The organism is Gottfriedia acidiceleris (genome assembly GCF_050457485.1).
GTDB classification, from domain to species: Bacteria; Bacillota; Bacilli; order Bacillales; family Bacillaceae_G; genus Gottfriedia; species Gottfriedia acidiceleris_D.
On record NZ_JBCMJM010000013.1, the window covers coordinates 21,913 to 45,543 of the forward strand.

At 31.6% G+C, this 23,631-nt stretch carries 20 protein-coding genes and 1 pseudogene; 19 read left to right on the forward strand and 2 right to left on the reverse strand.

Annotated features, from left to right (window positions below):
- Positions 1-11 precede the first annotated feature (11 nt).
- From ABEY15_RS14190 to ABEY15_RS14210, 5 genes are all read left to right on the forward strand, one after another.
- Positions 12-1,691 (forward strand): formate--tetrahydrofolate ligase, encoded by a 1,680-nt coding sequence (locus ABEY15_RS14190; protein ID WP_429890792.1) that lies wholly within the window; start codon positions 12-14, stop codon positions 1,689-1,691.
- Positions 1,692-1,796: 105 nt separating this feature from the next.
- Positions 1,797-4,031 carry an ABC transporter ATP-binding protein gene (locus ABEY15_RS14195; RefSeq protein ID WP_429890793.1) on the forward strand — a complete coding sequence of 745 codons (2,235 nt, stop codon included), beginning with the start codon at positions 1,797-1,799 and terminating at the stop codon, positions 4,029-4,031.
- Positions 4,028-5,902, forward strand: coding sequence for an ABC transporter ATP-binding protein (locus ABEY15_RS14200; protein WP_429890795.1), 1,875 nt, complete (start codon positions 4,028-4,030; stop codon positions 5,900-5,902). The genes ABEY15_RS14195 and ABEY15_RS14200 overlap by 4 nt, the downstream gene beginning before the upstream one ends.
- Positions 5,903-6,027: 125 nt before the next feature.
- Positions 6,028-6,555, forward strand: coding sequence for a hypothetical protein (locus ABEY15_RS14205; RefSeq protein ID WP_429890796.1), 528 nt, complete (start codon positions 6,028-6,030; stop codon positions 6,553-6,555).
- Positions 6,556-7,788, forward strand: a complete 1,233-nt coding sequence (locus tag ABEY15_RS14210) for a DEAD/DEAH box helicase (protein WP_429890798.1) — start codon at positions 6,556-6,558, stop codon at positions 7,786-7,788. It abuts the gene before it with no gap.
- A 38-nt stretch (positions 7,789-7,826) separates the two neighbouring features.
- Here ABEY15_RS14210 and ABEY15_RS14215 read toward each other — a convergent pair whose 3' ends face one another.
- Positions 7,827-8,771 carry an MBL fold metallo-hydrolase gene (locus tag ABEY15_RS14215; RefSeq protein WP_429890799.1) on the reverse strand — a complete coding sequence of 315 codons (945 nt, stop codon included), beginning with the start codon at positions 8,769-8,771 and terminating at the stop codon, positions 7,827-7,829.
- Positions 8,772-8,938: 167 nt separating this feature from the next.
- On the opposite strand from ABEY15_RS14215, the gene ABEY15_RS14220 reads away from it, so the two are divergent.
- Entirely contained in the window at positions 8,939-9,421 is a 483-nt protein-coding gene (locus ABEY15_RS14220) for a glutathione peroxidase (protein ID WP_429890800.1), read from the forward strand.
- A 158-nt stretch (positions 9,422-9,579) separates the two neighbouring features.
- On the opposite strand, the gene ABEY15_RS14225 is transcribed toward ABEY15_RS14220, so the two are convergent.
- On the reverse strand, positions 9,580-11,808 hold the full coding sequence (locus ABEY15_RS14225; protein ID WP_429890801.1) for an alpha-galactosidase: 2,229 nt from the start codon (positions 11,806-11,808) through the stop codon (positions 9,580-9,582).
- Between the two features lie 343 nt (positions 11,809-12,151).
- On the opposite strand from ABEY15_RS14225, the gene ABEY15_RS14230 reads away from it, so the two are divergent.
- The 13 genes and pseudogenes from ABEY15_RS14230 to ABEY15_RS14290 all read left to right on the forward strand — a co-directional run bounded on the left by ABEY15_RS14230 (position 12,152) and on the right by ABEY15_RS14290 (position 23,578).
- The gene (locus tag ABEY15_RS14230) at positions 12,152-13,843 is read left to right on the forward strand and encodes a DUF6044 family protein (RefSeq protein WP_429890802.1); all 1,692 of its coding nucleotides are present in this window, start codon (positions 12,152-12,154) and stop codon (positions 13,841-13,843) included.
- Positions 13,844-13,860: 17 nt separating this feature from the next.
- Positions 13,861-14,847 (forward strand): glycosyltransferase family 2 protein, encoded by a 987-nt coding sequence (locus ABEY15_RS14235; RefSeq protein WP_429890803.1) that lies wholly within the window; start codon positions 13,861-13,863, stop codon positions 14,845-14,847.
- Positions 14,844-15,281 carry a GtrA family protein gene (locus tag ABEY15_RS14240; protein WP_429890805.1) on the forward strand — a complete coding sequence of 146 codons (438 nt, stop codon included), beginning with the start codon at positions 14,844-14,846 and terminating at the stop codon, positions 15,279-15,281. The genes ABEY15_RS14235 and ABEY15_RS14240 overlap by 4 nt, the downstream gene beginning before the upstream one ends.
- A gap of 5 nt (positions 15,282-15,286) precedes the next feature.
- Entirely contained in the window at positions 15,287-16,303 is a 1,017-nt protein-coding gene (gene galE, locus ABEY15_RS14245) for a UDP-glucose 4-epimerase GalE (protein ID WP_429890807.1), read from the forward strand.
- Positions 16,304-16,454: 151 nt separating this feature from the next.
- A complete protein-coding gene (locus ABEY15_RS14250; protein ID WP_429890809.1) occupies positions 16,455-17,102 on the forward strand; it encodes an HD domain-containing protein in 648 nt (215 codons plus the stop codon).
- Entirely contained in the window at positions 17,099-18,988 is a 1,890-nt protein-coding gene (locus tag ABEY15_RS14255; protein ID WP_429890810.1) for an ABC-F family ATP-binding cassette domain-containing protein, read from the forward strand. The genes ABEY15_RS14250 and ABEY15_RS14255 overlap by 4 nt, the downstream gene beginning before the upstream one ends.
- Before the next feature lie 164 nt (positions 18,989-19,152).
- On the forward strand, positions 19,153-19,542 hold the full coding sequence (locus tag ABEY15_RS14260) for a single-stranded DNA-binding protein (protein ID WP_429890811.1): 390 nt from the start codon (positions 19,153-19,155) through the stop codon (positions 19,540-19,542).
- A 55-nt stretch (positions 19,543-19,597) separates the two neighbouring features.
- Positions 19,598-20,752, forward strand: a complete 1,155-nt coding sequence (locus ABEY15_RS14265; RefSeq protein WP_429890813.1) for a conserved virulence factor C family protein — start codon at positions 19,598-19,600, stop codon at positions 20,750-20,752.
- Positions 20,752-21,180, forward strand: a complete 429-nt coding sequence (locus ABEY15_RS14270; protein WP_429890814.1) for a BrxA/BrxB family bacilliredoxin — start codon at positions 20,752-20,754, stop codon at positions 21,178-21,180. Before ABEY15_RS14265 ends, ABEY15_RS14270 begins: the two co-directional genes overlap by 1 nt.
- A gap of 222 nt (positions 21,181-21,402) precedes the next feature.
- The gene (locus tag ABEY15_RS14275; RefSeq protein WP_429890815.1) at positions 21,403-22,191 is read left to right on the forward strand and encodes a class I SAM-dependent methyltransferase; all 789 of its coding nucleotides are present in this window, start codon (positions 21,403-21,405) and stop codon (positions 22,189-22,191) included.
- 23 nt (positions 22,192-22,214) lie between these two features.
- Positions 22,215-22,712, forward strand: a pseudogene (gene thyA, locus ABEY15_RS14280) (thymidylate synthase); the annotation flags it as partial.
- Positions 22,713-22,819: 107 nt separating this feature from the next.
- Positions 22,820-23,191: a GIY-YIG nuclease family protein gene (locus ABEY15_RS14285; RefSeq protein ID WP_429890816.1), complete on the forward strand. Its 372-nt coding sequence runs from the start codon at positions 22,820-22,822 to the stop codon at positions 23,189-23,191.
- A gap of 21 nt (positions 23,192-23,212) precedes the next feature.
- Positions 23,213-23,578: an NUMOD3 domain-containing DNA-binding protein gene (locus ABEY15_RS14290; protein ID WP_429890817.1), complete on the forward strand. Its 366-nt coding sequence runs from the start codon at positions 23,213-23,215 to the stop codon at positions 23,576-23,578.
- Positions 23,579-23,631 lie beyond the last annotated feature (53 nt).

Here is a 23,631-nt window from a genome sequence, read left to right on the forward strand (position 1 = left end):
GAGATGATTGAATGAGTCAAATTAAGTCAGATTTAGAAATTGCTTTTGAATCAGAAATGAAAAAAATAAATGAAATTGCAGATAATTTAAATCTTTTTGATGAAGAAGTTGAAAACTATGGGCATTATAAAGCTAAATTGTCATTATCAATTTTAGACCGATTAAAAGAAAATGAAGATGGTAAATTAATCTTAGTTACTTCAATAAATCCAACGCCTGCTGGTGAAGGTAAATCAACGGTCACTGTTGGACTTGCACAAGCTTTCCACAAAATTGGCAAAAATGCAATCGTAGCATTGCGTGAACCTTCTTTAGGGCCAACGATGGGAGTAAAAGGCGGTGCAACTGGAGGAGGCTATTCTCAAGTTTTACCGATGGATGATATTAATTTACATTTTAACGGTGATATTCATGCCATTACTACGACGAATAATGCATTAGCAGCATTTATTGACAATCATATCCATCAAGGCAATGAACTTGAAATTGATGTACGTAGAATTTCTTGGAAGAGAGTAGTCGATTTAAATGATCGTGCTTTAAGAAATGTCGTTGTAGGTATGGGTGGTCCATCTGGCGGGGTTCCAAGAGAAGATGGGTTTGATATAACGGTTGCTTCTGAAATCATGGCGGTTCTTTGTTTAGCGACATCAATTCAAGACTTGAAAGAAAGACTTAAACGAATTGTTGTTGCCTATACTATACATAAAACTCCAGTAACTGTTGGAGATTTAAAAGTAGAAGGTGCACTAGCATTATTACTAAAAGATGCAATTAAACCAAATCTTGTTCAAACGATTGAACACACTCCAGCAATTATTCATGGTGGCCCATTTGCTAATATTGCTCATGGTTGTAACAGTGTTATTGCAACTAAAATGGCTATGAAATTAGGGGAATATGTTGTAACGGAAGCTGGTTTTGGTGCAGATTTAGGAGCAGAAAAATTCTTAAATATCAAAACTAGAGCTTTAGGTGTTACACCTGATGCAGTCGTAATAGTTGCAACAATTAGAGCATTAAAAATGCATGGTGGAGTAAATAAAAATGAATTGACTAATGAAAACGCTTTAGCAGTAAAAGATGGAATTCAAAATCTTGAAAAGCATGTGGAAACAGTTAGCAAATTCAATGTACCTGTTGTTGTAGCAATTAATAAATTTATTTCTGACTCAGAAGAAGAAATAAGTGTATTAAAACAATGGGGACAAGATAACGGCATTAAGATCGTCTTAACAGAAGTTTGGGAACATGGTGGTAAAGGTGGCGTAGAGCTAGCTGAATCTATTGTTAGTATGTTAAAAAATCCTAAAGAAACATTTAATTATTTATATGAATTATCTGATTCAATTGAAAATAAAATAGAAAAAATTGCAAAAGAAGTTTATGGTGCAGACGGAGTGAATATTTCTCCTAAAGCAAAAAAACAAATTTTGGAATTTAATGAGAATGGTTGGGGCAACTTACCAATTTGTATGGCAAAATCTCAATATTCTTTATCAGACCAACCAAGTTTAGTTGGAAGACCTACTGGTTTTAAAGTAGAAATAAGAGAACTTAAAGCATCAATTGGTGCAGGTTTTATTGTTGCACTAACAGGGAACGTAATGACAATGCCAGGTTTACCGAAAAAACCAGCTGCATTAAATATGGACGTAGATGAACTAGGCCGTCCAAAAGGATTGTTTTAATTAACTTAATAATTCATACTGAAAAACATACTCGCATTTGATGCGAGTTTTTTCAGTATGAGTTAGTGTTTTAAAAAAATACATCTTAATAGGGGAGATACTCATTTGATCAAGTTAGCTAAGTATTTAAAGGCCTTTAGTACAAGTATTATTTTAGCTATATTATTCTTATTTGGTCAGGCAATGTGTGATTTGAACTTACCTAACTACATGTCCGAAATTGTAAACAATGGTATTCAGCAAAATGGTATATTGCATGTTGCTCCAGATGCAATTAGTCAAAAAGGTATGAAACTAATGACTACCTTTATGACAGATGAGGAAAAAGAAATTATATTTAAAAATTATGATTTAAAATCCGCAAATGATAAAAATTCAAAAGGAAAAAAATACATAAGTATTTACAAAAAAGCTGATCAGAGCATTTACATAAAGAAAAAATTGAATAAGAATGTAGAAAAACAACTTGATCAATCATTTGGTGCTTCCACTTGGACGTTATTTAATATAATCCAAGAAGAAGCTACTGGAAAAGTAAGTCATGCAAAAACTAGTAGTACGCCGCGTTCAAATAAGATTAATTTAACAAAACTATATGAACTGCAACCAATGTTTGATAAACTTCCCCAAAATGCGATACTAAATGCGCATAATAAAGCTATTTCATCGGATAAAACCTTACTAACTCAAAGTGGTATTATGATGACGAAAGCATTTTATACTGAACTAGGGGTTAATTTACATAAACTAGGAAGTTTATATATCGTTAAAATAGGATTGATTATGATTGCGATTGCTTTACTTGGAGGAATAGCAACAGTCTTAGTCAGCTTCTTGTCCTCAAGAATTGCCTCTGGTCTCGCTAGGAATTTACGTAAAGATGTTTTCAAAAAAATAGAAAGCTTTTCAAACAATGAATTTGATAAATTTTCAACGGCATCTCTGATTACAAGATGTACAAATGATGTAATGCAAATTCAAACTCTTTTAATGATGGGGATCCGAATGCTTTGTTATGCACCAATAATGGGAATTGGCGGAATTATAATGGCAATTAATAAATCTGCTTCGATGAGCTGGATTATTGCATTAGCAGTTATCGTTTTACTTTCTTTAATTATGGTAATCATGACAGTTGCTATTCCAAAGTTTAAATTTATTCAAAAGTTAATAGATAAGTTAAATCTAGTTTCAAGAGAAAATTTAACTGGATTGATGGTTATTAGAGCTTTTGGAAATGCATCACATGAAAAAACAAGATTCCAAGAGGTAAACAGCGAATTAACGAAAACGAATTTATTTGTCAATCGTATCATGACAATGATGATGCCTTCAATGATGTTGATTATGAATGGCTCATCACTTTTAATCATCTGGGTTGGTGCCCACCAAATTGCAAAATCTAATATGCAAGTTGGCGATATGATCGCATTTATGCAATATGCAATGCAAATCATCACAGCATTTTTAATGATTTCAATCATGTTTATTCTAGTCCCTAGAGCTGCTGTTTCTGCTGCACGTATTTCAGAAGTATTGGCTACTGATGTTTCAATTATCGATCCAGAGCTTCATATAAACTTTGAAGCAGATAAAAAGGGATTTGTTGAATTTAAAAATGTTTGTTTCAGATATGAAGGTGCTGAAAATGATGTACTAAATAATATTTCATTTGTTGCAAAGCAAGGACAAACAACTGCCATTATTGGCCCAACTGGTTCGGGAAAATCAACAATTGCAAATTTAATATTACGTTTTTATGATGTTACCAAAGGGGCAGTCTTAGTTGATGGTGTTGATCTAAGGGAAGTAAAGCAAAAGGATTTACGCACTAAAATAGGGTATGTACCTCAAAAAGGACTTTTACTAACAGGGACAATTGCTTCAAATTTAAAATACGGAAATAAAAATATTTCTGATGAAGAAATGGAAAGAGTAGCCCAAATCGCTCAGGCAAGTGAATTTATCTCTCATAAAGAAGGGGGATTTAATGCTGAAATTTCTCAAGGAGGAGATAATGTTTCAGGCGGTCAAAAACAAAGAATTTCGATCGCTCGGGCTTTAGCAAGGAAACCCGAAATTCTTATTTTTGACGATAGTTTCTCTGCGCTTGATTTTAAGACGGATTTTGCACTAAGAAAAGCGTTAAATGAAGATATAGAATCAACTACGATGATCATAATTGCCCAACGTGTAAATACGATCATGAATGCAGAGCATATAGTTGTATTAGATAATGGTAGGATTGTAGGTCAAGGTACTCATAAAGAATTACTGAAAAATTGCCCAGAATACTTAGAAATTGCTACATCGCAGTTATCCAAGGAGGAATTAGCATGAGCAATTCTAATAAAAATACTTTTCAAAATCGGGGCGGTGGTCGCGGGCCTGGTCAAATGTTTGGACGAAATATCCCAATGGCGCCAGGTCAAAAGGCGAAAGATTTTAAAGGTTCGATGGCAAAATTGATGAGTTATTTAGGTGTGCACAAAAAGACAATCGTTTTTGTCTTTATACTAGCAATTATTTCAACTGTTTTTACAATACTAGGGCCAAAAATTCTTGGTAAAGCGACAGATGAAATTTTTTCCGGTGTCATGAAACAAATTAGCGGTAGTGGAAAAATTAACTTTGGAAAAATAAGTGTAATTGGTTTATGGTTAATTGGTTTATATTTATTAAGTTCACTTTTTGCATATCTTCAAGGCTACGTAATGAGTGGTGTTACGATGAAGGTAACTTTTAAGCTTCGAAGTGATATAAATGATAAAATTCATAAATTACCTTTAAGCTATTTTGATCAAACTAGTCACGGTGAAGTTCTTTCTAGAATAACGAATGATGTTGATACAATTAATCAAACTTTAAACCAAAGTTTAACACAAATAATTACCTCGATTACCTCGATTATTGGTATAACAATCATGATGATTTCGATCAGCTGGCAACTCACTTTAGTTGCGCTATGCATATTGCCTCTTTCAATGGTTTTTGTCATGATGATCGTTAAAAAATCTCAAAAACATTTTATTAACCAGCAAAGATATTTAGGGAAAGTAAATGGACATGTTGAAGAAATGTTAGGAAATCATGTTTTAGTAAAAGCATTTAGTGGTGAAGATGAATCTACTAGAGCTTTTAGTGAATATAATGATGAGTTATATAAATCGGCATGGAGAGCGAATTTTCTATCAGGACTAATGATTCCAATCACTGCTTTTATTGGAAACATTGGCTATGTTGCGATTTGTATATTAGGTGGATATTTTACTGCTAATGGATCAATGACAGTTGGAGGAATTCAAGCTTTCATTCAGTATGTTCGTTCATTTACGCAGCCAATTTCACAAATTGCTAATATTTCAAATATACTTCAACAAACAGCAGCAGCTGCAGAAAGAGTATTTGAATTTTTAGAAGAGAAAGAAGAAGTAGCTGAAGTAGCAAATGCACGATCAATTAAGCATAATGAAGTTACAAGTGATGTTCACTTCAATCATGTTGCTTTTGGTTATACACCTGAAAAAATAATTATTCATGATTTTAATTTAGTCGTTAAACCAGGCCAAAAAATTGCAATTGTTGGGCCAACTGGAGCTGGGAAATCAACAATTGTAAATTTAATAATGCGGTTTTACGATGTTAATAGTGGGGAAATCACTATCGGTGGACATAACATAAAGAATTTTAAAAGGGATGAACTAAGATCATTATTTGGAATGGTTCTGCAAGATACTTGGCTATTTAATGGTACAATTGCAGATAATATCCGTTTTGGAAGACTTAATGCAACGGATGAAGAAGTTAAAAATGCCTCTATTTCTGCTCAATCTGATCACTTTATTAGAGCTTTGCCTGATGGATACAATATGATACTTAACGAAGAAGTGAATAATATATCCCAAGGTCAAAAGCAGCTGATCACGATTGCTCGTGCAATTTTGGCAGATCCTCAAATATTAATTTTAGATGAAGCAACAAGTAGTGTTGATACGAGAACTGAAGCACTCATTCAAAAAGCAATGGACAATTTAATGGTAGGAAGAACAAGTTTTGTGATTGCGCATCGCCTATCGACTATTCGAAATGCAGATTTGATTCTTTGTATGAAAGATGGCGATATTATTGAACAAGGTACGCATGAGGAATTAATGGAAAAAGAAGGTTTCTACGCAAATCTTTATAATAGCCAATTTGAGATAATAAAATAAAAATTGATCCGATAAAATTGAATCAAAATGATTTTATCGGATTATTTTTTGTGTGGTTCGTTTAATATGATACATAATAGAAAATAAGCGAACTTAGGAATCTATTGATTAAAGGAGTTTAGATAATGTTTGATCCGACCGCTTTTGATAATATGAAGGTTGTAATAGAAGGGCTCTTATATGACAAAGATTTAGATGGAGAATATGAAATCACTGATCGAAATGACTTTGTTAATCTTTCCAAAATGGATCGATTATTCTCAATTCGATTTAAAAAATTAAACAAGTCGACTACGACAACAAGTTGCACATTTTCAATGAGTACATCAGCTAGTGATTTATATAATGAATTAATTAATGGAAATACTGAAGTAGGATGTTATATTGAAATTGAATTTTCCTTTCCTAAACCATTAGAAATCGAAATCATTCAAAGGAGTCTACTTTTATTTCAAAATAAGACAAATGAGCAATTCATTCCATTCTATAACATTAAACACTCAATTTTAGATAAAAATATCATTGAATCGTCAGTAAACATAAAATTTCAAAATAAAATGACCGAAGATGACTTCGATCTAATAGAAGAATTGGTACATATTACTGAAATAATGTTACAATGGTACGATGAGCAAATATTAAAGGAGATTTAAATGGAACATTTTCAATTAGCAGAACAAACAATCTTAAAAATAAAAGCAAATAATATTACGAAATGGACAGCGGTTCAAGAGGAAGCAATCCCAGCGATATTAGATGGGAACGATGTCATAGCGCAATCTCCGACAGGTACTGGTAAGACTCTTGCATATGTTTTACCTTTGATTAATAAGGTTGATGAAATGGAAGAAAATCCCCAAATTATTATCATGGCTCCAACTCGTGAACTTGTAATGCAAATTTTTCAGGTTGTTCAAGATTATACACAAAATTCAAATATAAAAGTGGCTTCAATTGTTGGTGGAGCTGATATAAAACGTCAGATTGAAAAATTAAAACAGAAGCCTAAAATTATTGTTGGTTCACCTGGGCGAATCTCACAATTAATTAAACAGAAAAAATTAAAAATGCATTGTGTTAAGACAATTGTTTTTGATGAAGTAGATGAATTATTAAAAACGGATGATCAAAAAGATTTACCACAAATTGTCAAAGCAACGATGAAAGATCGCCAACTAGTATTTTTATCTGCAACAATAACACCGGTGGCAATGCAATTTGCAAAGGAAACAAGTTCAAATCTAAAAGAAATTTCGATTGAACAAAGCTTGGAAGGAAATATAATCCATGGTTTTATTCCTTGTGAAGAAAGAGAGAAGCTAGAATTACTAAGAAGAATTGCTTCTGTTCAAAATATGAAAGCAATCGTATTTAGTAATGATCCATTTAAACTTGAAGGATACGCTTCTAAATTAAATTTTAGAGGAATTAAAACAGCGGTACTGCATTCAAAACTAGGGAAAATGGAAAGAAGTCGAGTTTTAAAAGATCTTCAAATCGGTAAAACTACTTTACTATTTTCAACTGACGTAGCAGCACGAGGAATCGATTTACAGGAGTTACCATATGTTATAACACTTGATGTACCAGAAAAAGTTGAACAATATACTCATCGAAGTGGCCGTGTAGGAAGAATGGGTAAACAAGGTACTGTCATAAACTTGGTAACACCTCGAGAGAAAAAGAATTTATTTAGCTTAAGAGGAACGCAAAAATTGTTTTTTGAACATTTAACGGTTTCACACGGTGAAATACAAAAAGTCGAAATGAAAGAAAAACAACTGAATGAAAATCAGTCAAAAGAAAAAAGAACAAAACCAGTTTCAAATCAAAATAAGAAACCTATTTCAAGTAAAAATAAACCAATGAAAAAAATTAAAAAATAATAAAAACTTCAGCCAAATGGCTGAAGTTTTTTATTTTATTAATCTTGATCCATAGCCAGTACTAATCCCATAGCTGAAACTTCCAAATCTAACTTAATAATCTGGAAAACTGGATGACTTTGATCTATATTCTTATTTTGAAGATCTTGTTTTACTTCATTATATAATGCTGCTGACAAAATCCTGCTTTTCTCATAAAAAGCTTTTTCTTTATTAGCTTCAATTGTGGAAGCAGTTAGTTTCATAAAACGATCTAAATATAGTTTTAAAGACTCATAAACGAAATTTGTATCTCTAGTTAATCCATAATGACCGAAGCAAATAGCATCTGGATTATACTCTTGAATTTTTCCAGATGAACTTAACGTTGCTTCGTATGAAAATTGATTAGGCGATGTCGATGGTAAAATAAACGTTCCTATTTCATTTAGAAGCTGCGGATAAAAAATACCTAATGTATCTCCTGTATACATAAATTTACTAGAAGAATCGAAAATTGAAATATGATGGTTAGCATGACCTGGAGTATGTAACAACGTAAGTTTACGATTTTTACCAATAATAAGCTCCTCACCATCGGCTACCTGATAAATTTTAGTAGAGTCAATTGGAAGAATTGGGTTAAATAAACGATCAAAATCATCACCATAAACTTGTTTTGCACTCGCAATTAATTTTGTCGGATCTTCTAAATGCCTAGCTCCCTTTGGATGGACAAAAAGAGTTGCATTAGGACATTTTTCCATTAATAAGCCAGCGCCACCTGAATGATCTAAATGAATATGTGTTACGATAACATTTTTAATACTGTCTAATGAAATTTGCAGCTCTTTTAAACCTTGTAATAAATATTCGTGGGAAGGACTAGCACTTGTTTCAATGATTGTAATATCTTCATCTAAAATAATATAGCTACCCGTTCGTTCCTGAAACGATAAATCATATAAATCAATTAAATATGTATTAAAGCCTAAATCATGCATACTCTTACCTCCATTTTTTAGTTAAAAGGTGAAGAAATTAGTTTAATTAAACTATAATTTAAATACTAATAGGTTTGAAGGTTTTTTTCAAAAAATAGTAATTAGAATAGACTTTTTGATGGAAAATAATTACTATTAACATTATAAGGAAGTAGGAGGAATGTGAAATGAGTATTTATGATTTTGAAGTAAAAGATAGCAAAGGCGAAGTAGTATCTCTTTCAAAATATAAAGATAAAGTAATAATTGTTGTAAATACTGCAAGTGCATGTGGATATACTCCTCAATATAAAGATTTACAAGCATTATATGAACAATATAAAGAAGTAGGATTAGTAATTCTTGGTTTTCCATGTAATCAATTTATGAATCAGGAACCAGGTTCAAATGAAGAAATTCAAAGTTTTTGTGAATTGAATTTTGGTGTAACCTTCCCTGTTTTCGGAAAAATTGATGTAAATGGTGACAAAGCAGATCCACTATTTAAATATTTAAGCTCAGAAGCTCCTGGTATTATGGGGTTAAAATCAATAAAATGGAATTTTACTAAATTTATTATTGATAAAAAAGGTAAAGTCATTGAACGATTTGCTCCACAAACAAATCCTCAAGAGATGAGATCGTCCATTGAGAAATTATTGAAAGCTTAAGAACCTTCATTTGTTAAATGGTTTAAAGAACATTTAAAACGCTTGTTTTTAACGCACATCTGCAAGATTTGCTGCACGAAAAGACAAGCGTTTTGATTGGTCAATATTGCAACTTATTCAAACTTCGTCATAGGACAATATGGACGAGTTTCGTACATTTAATCAGGACAAACAAGATGAAAGATGCAAGATTGGAAATCACCTGATCGTTTTGCAATTTTTTTATTGGCGCCATTAAATTCGAGTGGTAAGGGGATTCCGTTTTCCATTAATTCGTTTCCATAAAAAGTGAGATTCGTAGTGTTTAGTAAATATTTCTTATTTGGATTTAAACCTGTCAGTTTTAAAGTCTGGTACTTCATTGGATTTGGGCTTGCTAACATTTTGTACCAACCTATTATGGCTTCATTTTTGTTTTTACTTATTACCATCCAAGCTACTTCGTTTTCTTTAAAAGGATCAAGTAACCGATAAAAATCTCCTTTCATAATTAATGATCGGTGATGTTTGAAAAATTGTATTTGCGATTTAATTTCTGATTTTTCTTTTTCAGTAAGTATCAAAGGATTTAATTCATAACCAAATGTTCCAAAGAATGCGACATTGGCTCTAATTGATAATGGGGTATTACGAAATGTTTGATGATTAGGTGATGCTGATACATGTGAACCGATGCTAGAAATTGGGTATGGTAGTGAGGTACCGTATTGAATTTTTAATCGTTCAATTGGATCTGTATTATCACTAGCCCATGCTTGGGGTGCATAAAACAATAAACCAGGATCAAATCGACCACCACCGCCAGCACATGATTCAAATAACACATTTGGAAAATCACTTACTAGTCGTTCATATAATTCATACACACCTAAAATATACCGATGAAAAAATTCATCTTGTTGATCATTAGCTAACTTCTTAGAATAAGCCTCAGTAATATTTCGATTCATATCCCATTTTATATAGTCTAAATTTGTATTCTTTATAACATCACCCATTTTTTTATAAATGTAATCGACAACATCCTTTCTCGAGAAATCTAATACTAATTGATGCCTTCCTAAAGAAACTTGTCGATTAGGTGTACGAATTATCCAATCAGGATGATTATTAAATAAATTACTATTTTGACTAACCATTTCAGGCTCAAACCAAAGACCAAATTTTAAACCTATCTCTTTAATTTTATTAGAAAAACAATCTATTCCTTTAGGGAATTTTTCAGTATTTGAATACCAATCGCCTAGAGAGCTGGTAGCATTATTTCTTTTACCAAACCATCCGTCATCTAATACAAATAATTCAATCCCAAGCTTTTTTGCTTCTCTTGCGATTTGAAGTAAGGATTCTTCATTAAAGTTGAAATAAGTGGCTTCCCAATTATTTATTAATATAGGTCGTTCATTATTTTTCCACTTACCACGAATTAAGTTGTTTCGGTATAAATCATGATAAGTTTGACTCATACCGTTCATACCTTTATTAGAATATACCATCACTACTTCAGGGGATTGAAAGTGTTCGTTTTCAGATAATTTCCAAGTGAAACGAAACGGATGTATTCCCATCGTAATTCTAGTCATATCGTAATGATCAACTTCGGCTTGAGCAATAAAATTTGAGCTATAAACTAAATTAAAGCCAAATACTTCGCCATGATTTTCTGTAGTCTCTTTTCTTCTAAAGGCAAGAAATGGATTATGTTGATGTGAACTTGAACCACGTAAACTCGATATACCCTGTGTACCCATTACTAACTGTCGTTCCATTAAATGTCTCTCTCTAGACCATGCACCACTTAGCTGTATCATAATGAAATCATGATTAGGAAAATCAATCGTCGCACTCATAAATCGCTCTAAATAAAATGGTTCAATTCCTTGGTTACAAATATATGCACTTCTAGTAATAACAGATAAATCTTTAAATATTGTATAGGAAATTACAAGCACAGCTTTAAGAGTTGAGTCTTCTAGAACAATCTGAATGGTTTCAGCATCTTCTTCATTTTCCGTATAAGTGGCAGGTAAACCTTGTAAAATGGGTTTCCCTTTTGTAATTGTATAATATTTATAGATAAAGTTAGTAATATGGCTACCGTTTAACTGACGAATACTTAATGCCGGTTCACGATAGTCAGATGTGCCATAGACGGGATATTCCTGCCTGATCGTTTCAAGACTAATTGATCGATCAGCATAATAATAAGAAGTATATGTTGTAGTAGAATTGTCATTTTGGATATGAGTAAAATTTGAATGAATGTCAATCGCTTTTCCAAAATACAAAGACCCAAGATGGCCATTTTTCATGACATAAAATACATAACTAATTCTTCCGTTTGTTAGATGAAACTTTTTTTGTTCGTCATCCACAAAAATCAGCATGATTGCACCTCTAGTACATGATTTAATTACTTCTAAAAACTTTTTATACTATTAAAGAAATTAGCCTAATCAAATTTTTATGCACATTATAAAATTAATATTTTTTATTTATTGAAAATTATAGGGAAAATTTAAATGAAATTTTAGTCAAATTTTCATCTGAATTTCAGAAAAGAATTTTAATATTAATTGATCATATAATTAAGCGTCTATTAAACGAAATCATTATCATGAATTATAGAAGTGAGAAAAAGGTTAAGAAGGATCGAGCTCAGGCGAACAAGGGAGGGAAATTTTAATCAGTAATCCAAAAACTAAATATAAACAAAGTGGTGTAATAAATATGAAATTATTTAAACAATTAAGCCAAGAAAATAAACATTTAATAATTGCAACAATCTTAATGATTATTTATGTTTCTCCTCTTTTCATATTAGGGGAAAATGCTCATATTAGAGTACACGATAATTTAGATTCAAATATTGCATGGTATAAAACACTTAGAAACTCAGGGCAATTATTCGGTAAATTAAATTCTACAATCCCGCAGATCATTAATGGATTGCCTAGAAATGCTTATGGAACGGAATTTAGTGGTATACAGTGGTTAAATAATCTCTTTCCGCCAATGCTAGCTTATTCCATAGGACAGACAATTACTAGAGCTTTCGCGTTTCTTGGGATGTATCTCTTGTTAAAAAAGCATTTAATAACATCAAAAGAAAATTACCTCATTAGAGTATGGGTCTCACTTGCATTTGCACTAACACCATTTTGGCCGTCTGGAATGCTAAGTACATTGGGGATGCCACTTGCACTTTGGGCGTTTCTAAATATAAGAATTGGAAAATATTCCTGGAAAGACTGGATTACTCTTATATTATTACCCTTTTATTCTAGTTTTGTATTAGGATTCTTTTTCTTTTTAGTATTTATGGGATTGCTTTGGTTAAGAGATATATTTGTAAAAAAGAAAATCAATCTAGTGTTCTTTTTAAGTATTTTATTAATGACTTTAATATATTTAGGAATTGAATATCGCCTTGTATTCTCACTAGTCATTCCATCTGAACCAACAAGTAGAAATGAGTTTTTAAGCTCTACATTGGGTTTTTGGCATACGATTCGACTAGTGTTTAAGAATTATTTTTTAGGACATACCCATGTGCTAACACTTCACACTCTAGTCATTGTACCTTTATCTTTTATTGTATTCTGGACTTTAATAAATAAAAAAAGAGAAAGTATTGAAAAAAGATTTCTATACTTATTTATTCTTAATTTTTTATTATCCGTTTGGTACGCCTTTTGGTTTTATAAAGGATGGAAGCCAGTAAAAGAACAATTTCAACTTTTAAATACGTTTAACTTTGCTAGATTTCATTTTTTAAGACCTTTAATAATCTATTTAATGTTTGCTGTAGGAGCCTATCTTCTTTGGTTAAAGGGAAAAGGTTGGCAAAAGTTTGTGAAAATTTGTTTAGTAGTTCAAGTAATTGTAATGTTTTGTGCTAATGATGAAATTGTATATCGTGTAGCGGGGAAACCATCATTTAAACAATTTTATGCTGTAAATCAATTTAATGAAATCTCAAAATATATCGGAAAACCTAAAAATAGTTATCGGGTTGCAAGTATAGGCATTCACCCTGCGATTGCTCAGTATAACGGTTTTTACACGCTCGATACGTATAATAATTTTTATTCGTTAAAGTATAAGCACCAATTTAGAAAAATAATTGCACCTGAACTTGAAAAAAGCCCATTGCTTGAAAATTACTTCGACCATTGGGGAGGAAGATGCTACCTATTTGTAGCTGAACTAGGTAAAAATTATGAATTTAAAAAGGACTCAAACGTAAAAATCCATCATTTACAACTAAATATTAACGAATTTAAAAAGATGGGTGGGGAATATATTTTTGCGGCTGTCCCAATTGAAAATGCTAGTAGTAATGGACTTTTATTGAAGAAAGTTTTTAACAATAAAAATTCTGCATGGCGTATATATCTTTACGAGGTAAATATCGACTGAAATGGATGTGATTATAAATGAAAATACCTTTATTGACGATAGTTGTCCCTTGTTACAATGAACAGGAAGTTTTTGAGGAAACAACAAGACAACTTACCTACTTAATTGAAGAATTAATAGATGATTCTCTTATATCTGATTATAGTAAAATCCTGTTTGTTGATGATGGAAGTAAAGATCGAACATGGGAGCTAATAGAAAATGAATGTAATGAAAATGATTATGTTAGAGGACTAAAGCTTGCAAAAAATGTGGGACATCAGAACGCGCTTATTGCTGGGCTTGAAATTGCAAACAAGCAATCTGATTGTGTAGTTTCAATTGATGCGGATTTACAAGATGATATTAATGTAATACGTAAATTTGTAGAAAAGTATTTAGAGGGCTTTGATATTGTTTATGGCGTACGAGACAGTAGAGAAACAGATACTTTCTTTAAGCGTTCAACAGCACTTGGATTTTATCGATTCATGGGGAAAATAGGGATTAATCTAGTTCCTAATCATGCTGATTTCCGATTAATGAGTAAACGGGCATTAGATGAATTATTCAAATATAAAGAAACAAATTTATTCTTAAGAGGACTAGTTCCTCTTGTAGGTTTTCCTTCAACTAATGTTTATTACGATCGAAAAGAAAGATTTGCTGGTGAATCAAAATATCCGTTAAAAAAGATGCTATCTTTTGCGTTTGACGGGATCACTTCATTTAGTATAGCTCCGATTAGATTTGTCTCATTGCTGGGGTTTTTATCCATCTTATTTAGTTTAATAGCAGCTGGCTATGCAATAGTTCAACATATATTAGGGAATACGGTTAGTGGATGGCCATCTTTAATGGTCTCAATTTGGTTTGTTGGTGGTGTTCAATTATTGGGTATTGGAATGATCGGTGAGTATATTGGAAAGATTTATCACGAAGTTAAAAATCGACCTAGGTATGCTATTGAAACAGATTTATATACAATGATCGATTCTGAACTAGTAATTAAGGGTCAAAGATGAATAAGACATTTTTTCGTTTTATTGCAGTAGGAATTGCAAATACAATTGTAGGATTATCATTCATTTATTTACTACTTCATTTATTTGGTTTATCTTATTGGATTTCAACTTTTATTGGAAATTCTTTAGGAGCATGTATCAGTTATATTTTAAATCGGAATTTTACGTTTAAAAGTCAAAGCTCTGTAAAAAAAAGTATCCCAATGTTTATCATTGTCATTTTAACCTGTTATTTTATAGCATTTAATCTTGGAGCTAAAATAATTGATTACATTTTAAATTTACAGGGTTTTATATCTCTAGATTTTAAAAATGACTTAGCTGTCTTAATTAGTTCTGGGTTATATACGATTTTAAATTATTTCGGTCAAAAATTACTTGTTTTTAAAAATAAAAATATGACTAAAAAACAACTTGAAAACGAAAGAATGTGATCAATATGAATATTTTAGTACATGGCGGAGCTGGTTATATAGGATCACACGCAGTATACATGCTGATTGAAAATGGCGTAAATGTAATAATTGTTGATAATTTGCAGACGGGAAACATAGGAGCGATACATTCAGACGCTATTTTTTATCATGGTGATATTCGTGATAAGGAATTTTTAAAGTCAGTTTTTCTAAATGAAAAGATTGATGGTGTGTTACATTTTGCAGCAAATAGCCTAGTTGGTGAATCAATGGAAAAACCGTTGGAGTATTTTAGCAATAATGTATTTGGTACACATGTTTTATTAGAAGTGATGAATGAGTTTAATGTTAAATATATCGTATTTTCATCTTCGGCTGCTGTATATGGAGAACCTAAAATCGTACCAATCTCAGAAGACTTCAGTACAGAACCAACGAACACATATGGTGAAACAAAATTAATGATGGAAAAGATGATGAAATGGAGTAGTATAGCATATGGTATTAATTATGTTTCCCTAAGATACTTTAATGTAGCTGGGGCTAAAAGTTCAGCTGAAATTGGAGAAGATCATTCTCCTGAGACGCATTTAATTCCATTAATTTTACAAGTCGCTTTAAATCAAAGAAAAGAGATTACTATTTTTGGAGATGATTATAACACTCCAGACGGTACGTGTATTAGAGACTATATTCATGTTGAAGATTTAGTGAATGCTCATTTACTAGCACTTCATTACCTTTTTAATGGTGGAAAAAGTGATATTTTCAACCTTGGAAATAATAAGGGGTATTCAGTATTACAAATTGTTGAAGCAGTTCGTCGAATAACTAAGCATCCAATACCATATAAATTCAGTTCTAGAAGAGAAGGAGATCCAAGTATTTTAATTGCTTCTTCAGAGAAAGCTAAAAAAATTTTAGGATGGAAAGTAATGAATGAAGACATTGATTTGATTATTAAAGATGCTTGGAAATGGCATAAATCGAATCCAAATGGATTTAAGAAAAAATATACTACTCAATATAAATTAATATAAAATCATAATTTTGTAGAATTTATCTACACACTAAAAACCTTCACTCTAAGTGAAGGTTTTTTCGTAAATTTAATTCCCACTTAGCCTATTAATGTTTTACGGTGATAGAAAAATGATATAATATCACTAGTCGATTTATGGAGGTACGAGTATGAATCAGCAGGAAATCATATTACAATTAGAAAATTATGTTCGAAATCTTCATCAAGGTGATAGTTCTGGGCATGACTGGTATCATATTGACCGGGTTAGAAACTTAGCTGTACATATTGCTCAAAAAGAGAATGCAAATCAATTCATCGTAGAATGTGCTGCATTAGTTCACGATGTAATAGATGATAAATTACATGATGATCTTGAGGCACAAAAAATACAATTAGAATCAATTCTAAATGAATTATTAAATAGTAATGAAATCGTAAAAGCAATCATGTACATAATTGAAAATATCTCCTACAAAGGAGGCAATGGGGTTATTCCAACTTCTTTAGAGGGTAAAATTGTACAAGATTCTGATCGTTTGGATGCAATTGGAGCAATTGGTGTTGCTAGAACGTTTGCGTACGGAGGTAAAAAAGGTCGTAGTATGTTTAACCCGGAGTTTAAAATAAGAGAAAACATGACGATCGAAGAATATAGAAGTGACAAAAGTTCTTCGCTTCATCACTTCTATGAAAAAATATTAAAACTAAAAGACTTAATGAATACAAAAACAGCATTAGAAATGGCAGAAGAAAGACATATATTTGTAGAAAAATTCATCGATGAATTTATGAAAGAGTGGAATTTTAAAATATGAAGATTTTAAGTGTAGAGAATTTAATTAAAACTTATGGGGAAAAAACTTTATTCGATAAAATTTCATTTACCGTAAGCGAAGGGCAGAAAATTGGATTATTAGGTATAAATGGAACTGGTAAATCGAGTTTATTAAAAATCCTTGCTGGTGTCGAGTCAGCTGATGATGGAAGAATTACGACTCCAAAGGATTATGTAATAAGTTATTTGCCTCAACATGAAGACTTTGATAAAAAACAAACGATTCTTGAAGCAGTATTTGAGAGTGATGATAAAGTAATGGTTTTAGTAAAATCATACGAAAAAACTTTACAAGCACTTGGAGAAGATCCATCTAATCAAGGATTACAAAATGAATTACTAAAATTACAAGCTGAAATGGATTCATTAAATGGTTGGGATTTAGAAGCAAATGCAAAGACAATTTTATCAAAATTAGGTTTATCAAATTTAAATTTAGATGTTTCATTACTTTCAGGTGGTCAGAAGAAAAGAGTAGCCTTAGCAAAAGCATTAATACATCCATGTGATTTATTAATTCTAGATGAGCCTACGAACCATTTGGACTATGAATGTATCGTTTTTTTACAGGAATACATAAAAAGACTACAAAACGCAGTATTATTTGTTACTCATGATCGTTATTTTCTAGATGAAGTTACTACAGCATTATTAGAACTATCAAATAGTAATATTTATCGTTATGAAGGAAACTATCAGTATTATATTGAACAAAGAGCTGCTAGGGAAGAGCAAGAGGCAGCCACTAATGAAAAAAGAAACAATTTATTTAGAAGAGAATTAGCTTGGATGCGTAGAGGGGCAAAAGCTCGAACAACTAAGCAAAAAGCTCGTATTCAACGATTTGATGATCTTTCAGGTAAACTCAACAATCAAGAAAAAGTGGAATTAGAGATGAACTTTCAACAAACTCGTTTAGGTAAAAAAGTTGTTGAGTTTATAAATGTTAATAAGTCTTTTAACGAGAAAAAGATATTAGATAATTTAAACTTACTTTTACTTCAAACTGATCGAATTGGAATAATTGGTGAAAATGGTGCGGGTAAGACAACTTTATTGAAAATGCTTGTTGGAGAAGAACAAGTTGATTCTGGTGAAATTGAAATTGGGCAAACAGTAAAAGTAGCATACTATACTCAAATACAAGAAAATGTGAATCCAACGATGAGAATGATTGATTATATTAAGGAAGAAGCAGAAGTCATTCATACACCAGATGGAAAAACAATTTCAGCTTCACAAATGCTGGAAACATTCTTATTTCCTACTCAATCGCACGGAGTACAATTGGGAAAACTTTCAGGTGGCGAAAAAAGAAGACTATATTTATTAAGACTCTTAATGACTGCTCCAAATTTATTATTACTAGATGAGCCAACAAACGATTTAGATATTGATACTTTAACGGTTTTAGAAGACTATATTGAGAATTTTAGTGGAGTAGTAGTTACCGTATCACATGATCGCTATTTCTTAGATAAAGTTACAAATAAATTATTAATTTTCGAAGGTGAAGGAAAAATTTCATCTACATTAGAAAGCTATACGGATTATTTAGAACGACAATCGAACGAAAAACGTGAAGTTGAAGCTGTAAAAGAAACAATTGAAAAACCAGTTTATCAAAAAGAGCAAAAGAAAAAAAGATTAACTTATCAAGAACAAAAAGAATGGGATAGTATAGAATCTGATATCGAAAAACTGGAAAATGAGATTGAGCAACTAAATGAAAAATTACAAGGTGTAGGCTCTAATTTTGATGAAGCTTATAAACTTTCTAAAGATATTGAGGATAAAGAAGCTCAACTAGAACAGAAAATGGAGCGTTGGTCAGTTTTAAGTGATTTAGTAGAAAGTTTAAAGTAGAGTATTAATTTTGAGTTTTGGTTTATGATGTCATATTACTACTCAAGTTTTTTTATCTCATAATGAATTTTTAAAAATAATAATGTATTTAAAATACCATTTTCCTTTTTTTACGAACTTACAATAATTTTGTATTGTAGAAAAAAATAAAGGAGATGGTAATAATGATAAACAATGTTGTATTAGTAGGAAGATTAACGAAAGAGCCCATTTTACAAACTACACCGAATGGAAGGAAAACAACTTTTATTAATATTGCTACGAATGTTTATTCAGATTATCTGAAAAAAACGAGAACGAACTATGTTTCAGTAAAATTATGGGGTCCCATTGCTGAATATGCTACTAAAAAAGCAAAAAAAGGGATGGAAGTTTCTATTGAAGGAGTTATAAAAACTTCAAGTTATGTAAAGGAATCTGAAAAACCTATTTATGTGACGGAAATAATAGTTGAGAAATTTCACCTTTTTACTCGTCGATCTGAAGAGTTAACGCACAACGCAATCGAATCTAGTACAAATGACTTTGAAGAATTCGTTAAGGCGTTACAATAGTGAGTTTTTCCTCTTTTTGATAGAATGGACTAAATAACAAGATGAGGAGATTAAGATGAAAATTAAGTCAATCGAACCAACACCAAGTCCTAATACAATGAAAGTGTTATTAGATGAGGAATTGCCATCAGGAAGTAGAAATCATTATTCTATTGATAATATTGACAAGGCACCCTTAATAATTCAAGAAATATTAGGAATAGAAGGAATCAAAAGTGTCTATCATGTAGCTGATTTTATTGCCATTGATCGTAAGTCAAATGCAAATTGGCAAACTATTTTGCTTCAAGTCAGAAATGTATTTGGTGAAGAAGTAAATGATGAAGCTACTAATGAAACGATAATTGATAATCATTTTGGTGAGGTACAAGTTTTTGTTCAAATGTATCATAATATACCAATGCAGTTGAAATTAATTGTAAATGGTGAAGAACAAAGAGCAGCTTTACCTCCATTCTATAAAGAAGCAATTATGAAACTAACAACATCTGCATCAAATGTAGTATTTGAAAGACAGTGGATTGATTATGGAATTCGTTATGGTGAATTAGCAACAATTGAGAAAGAAATTATTGATGAATTAACGGCTACTCACACTGAAAGCGACATAAAGAATATCGTTAACGAAGTGATGACGAATGATGCATCCAATACTGAGAAAAAAGAAGTTCCTAAATTTGAACCATTTACTGCAGATATTTTTGAAGAAAAAGATTGGAAAAAAAGGTATGCGAGATTTGTAAAAATTGATCCTACTCTTGAAGATTTACCTTTACTAGAAATCGCATTAAAAGATGAACATGTTTCAATAAGAAGATTAGCTACAGCTTATTTAGGTATGTTAAAATCAGAATTAGTGTTACCTTATTTATATGAGGCTTTAAAGGATAAGGCAGTTGGTGTAAGACGAATTGCTGGAGATTGTCTATCAGACTTAGGATTTGAAGAAGCCATGCCAGCTATGATTGAAGCATTAAAAGATCCTAGTAAATTAGTTAGATGGCGTGCAGCAATGTTTCTTTTTGAACTAGGTGATGAAAGTGCAATTCCAGCATTAAAAGCTGCATTAGAAGATCCAGAATTCGAAGTGAAATTACAAGTTCAACTTGCTTTGCATCGAATTGAGAATGGTGAGGAAGCACTTGGTTCAGTTTGGAAACAAATGACTGAGCGTAATAAAATAGAAAATGATAAAGGAGAAACAAACTAATGAATGCATATGATGAGTACATGAAAGGGATCGTAAAGCCAATGAGAGAGGAATTAACTTCAAATGGTTTTACAGAATTAACTACTGGGGAAGAAGTCGAGTCATTTATGAATGAATTAAATGATACTGCTTTTTTTGTAATCAATTCAGTTTGTGGCTGTGCTGCTGGACTTGCTAGACCTTCTGCAGTTCAAGCTGTTATTGAATCAGAGAAAAAACCAGCAAATGTTGTGACAGTGTTTGCTGGACAAGATAAGGAAGCTACTGCGACGTTAAGAGAATATTTAGCCGACTTCCCACCATCTTCACCTTCAATGGCAGTATTTAAAGGTAAAGAGGTAGTAGGATTTATTCCTCGTGAACAAATCGAAGGGTCAACTCCTGAAGATATTAAAGCAAGAATTCAATCCATATTTGCACAAATGTAAAAAGAGGATTTTTCCTCTTTTCAGTGTATAGACTAAATCCAAAAATTTGACTTTCAGACTGATTGCTAGCGCTGTATTTCAAGGCGCGAAGCCTGGCAAGGAGCGGTGTATACCCTTACGCGGTAAAGAGCTCCGCAGACAGGCGTAGCAACTAAGAAAGCGAGCGTTTGGAAAGCAGCTGAAAAGAGGATTTTCCTCTTTTTTTCTTAATTAAGGAGACAAATGATTATTACAACTTGCTTAAGACCAGATGTTTATTTAGAAAAGGAAGCAGAGAAAATTGCTTCAGACTTAAATGGTCAGTTAATTCTCCGGAAAGAATTTAGCATTGAAGAAATCTATGATAAATTTAAAAAACCTATACTTGTTTTAGGTAAAAATAGATTAGAATGGTATGAGGATGATCAGGCAATTCCATATTTTTTTCACCCGAACTCCTCAGTTTTTAGAATTAGACGATTGTTGAAAGGTGAACATGATCCATTTTGTGACGCTTGTTTATTAACAAAAGGTGATTCTCTTCTAGACTGTACACTTGGAATGGCTTCAGATAGTATTGTTGCAAGTTACGTTGTAGGTGACCAAGGTAAAGTTTTGGGCTTAGAGAAAAACCAAATTATTGCTTACCTAACTAAGAAAGGTTTAAAAACAAATAAACAGAACATTTTAGATTGGTCGAATATCATTAACAAAATTGAAGTGAAAAATATGGATTATAAAACTTATTTAAAGACACTTCCAGATCAATCTTTTGATATCGTTTATTTTGATCCGATGTTTGAAAAAAATATTGAAGCCTCTTCGGGTATTGCAGCATTGAAAAATTTAGCATCGTATGATGACTTAACATATGAAGTGATCAATGAAGCTAAGCGAGTTGCCAAAAAAAGAATTGTGTTGAAAGATCATTTTAGAAGTGAAAGATTTAAAAAATATGGATTTAATCAATTAATTCGCAAATCATCAGAATTTCATTTTGGCTATATTGAAGTTAAAGTAGAAGATCATTAACAATACATAATTAGGAGGTCAATATGAAGCAATACTTAGATTTATGTAAACACGTATTAGATAATGGCATGACAAAGACAGACCGTACTGGAACAGGAACAATTAGTACATTCGGTTACCAAATGCGATTTAATCTTCAAGATGGCTTTCCTTTAGTTACAACAAAGAAAGTTCATTTAAAATCTATTATTCATGAATTATTATGGTTTTTAAAAGGCGACACTAATATTCAATATTTAAAAGAAAATGGTGTTCGTATTTGGAATGAGTGGGCAGATGAAAATGGTAATTTGGGCCCTGTATATGGTGAACAATGGAGATCATGGAAAGCTGCTGATGGCTCAACAATTGATCAAATTACAGATGTAATTAATCAAATAAAAACAAATCCAGATTCTCGAAGATTGATTGTTTCTGCGTGGAATGTTGGAGAACTTGATAAGATGGCATTAGCACCATGTCATTGTTTTTTCCAATTTTATGTGAATGATGGAAAACTTTCTTGTCAGCTTTATCAGCGTTAAATCTGAGCGCCTTTACAGAGTGATCTGTACCGATAACCTTGCTAAACGGGGAAACTCTTATATAAGACAATCCCGTGCTAAATTTATTCTTTGTAGGTGGTTTTATGAAATATAAATCTGGAGTTTATAAAATTATTAATAAAATCACCGGAAAATATTATATTGGACAATCTATAGAAATTGAGAAACGATTTTGGCGACATAAATATGAATTATCGCAAAATATTCATCATTGTTTATATCTTCAAAGATCTTGGAATAAATATGGAGAAGAATCTTTTATATTTCAGATATATAAAGAGTGTGAAAAAGAAGAAGCGGTAGCCATTGAACAAAATTTCTTAGATAATGAAAAAGTAAATCTATATAATACAAGCGATCAAGTATCTGGCGGTGATTTAATTTCTAGTCATCCTAATCGGGAAAATATCATAAAAAAATATCAACAACAAATAAGAAACGTTATGCTAAAATGACCGAGAAGGAAAGAAAATGGTATGTATGGCCGTACTCATACAAAAGAAGTTAAAGAGAGAATATCACAACTTAACAAAGGTCAATCTCGAAACAAAGGAATTAAAAGGTCAATTGAACAAAGAAAAAGGCTTTCAGAGATTGCTACTTTAAGAACTGGTGAAAACAATCCTTTTTTTGGCCGAAAGCATTCCGATGAAGTAAAAAGAAAGCTTTCTGAACAAAAGAAAGGATATAAACCTCTTAACTCTAGAATAGTCATTATTGATGGCGTTGAGTACGAAAGTATAACTGAAGCTTCCAGACAATTAAATGTAGTTCCAGCTACAATAATATATAGAATTAAGTCCAAAAATAATAAATTTAATAACTACAAATACAAAGAATAATAAATGCCTAACGACTATCCAAATATGGAGTAGGGTGCAAGTGATTGGCACCC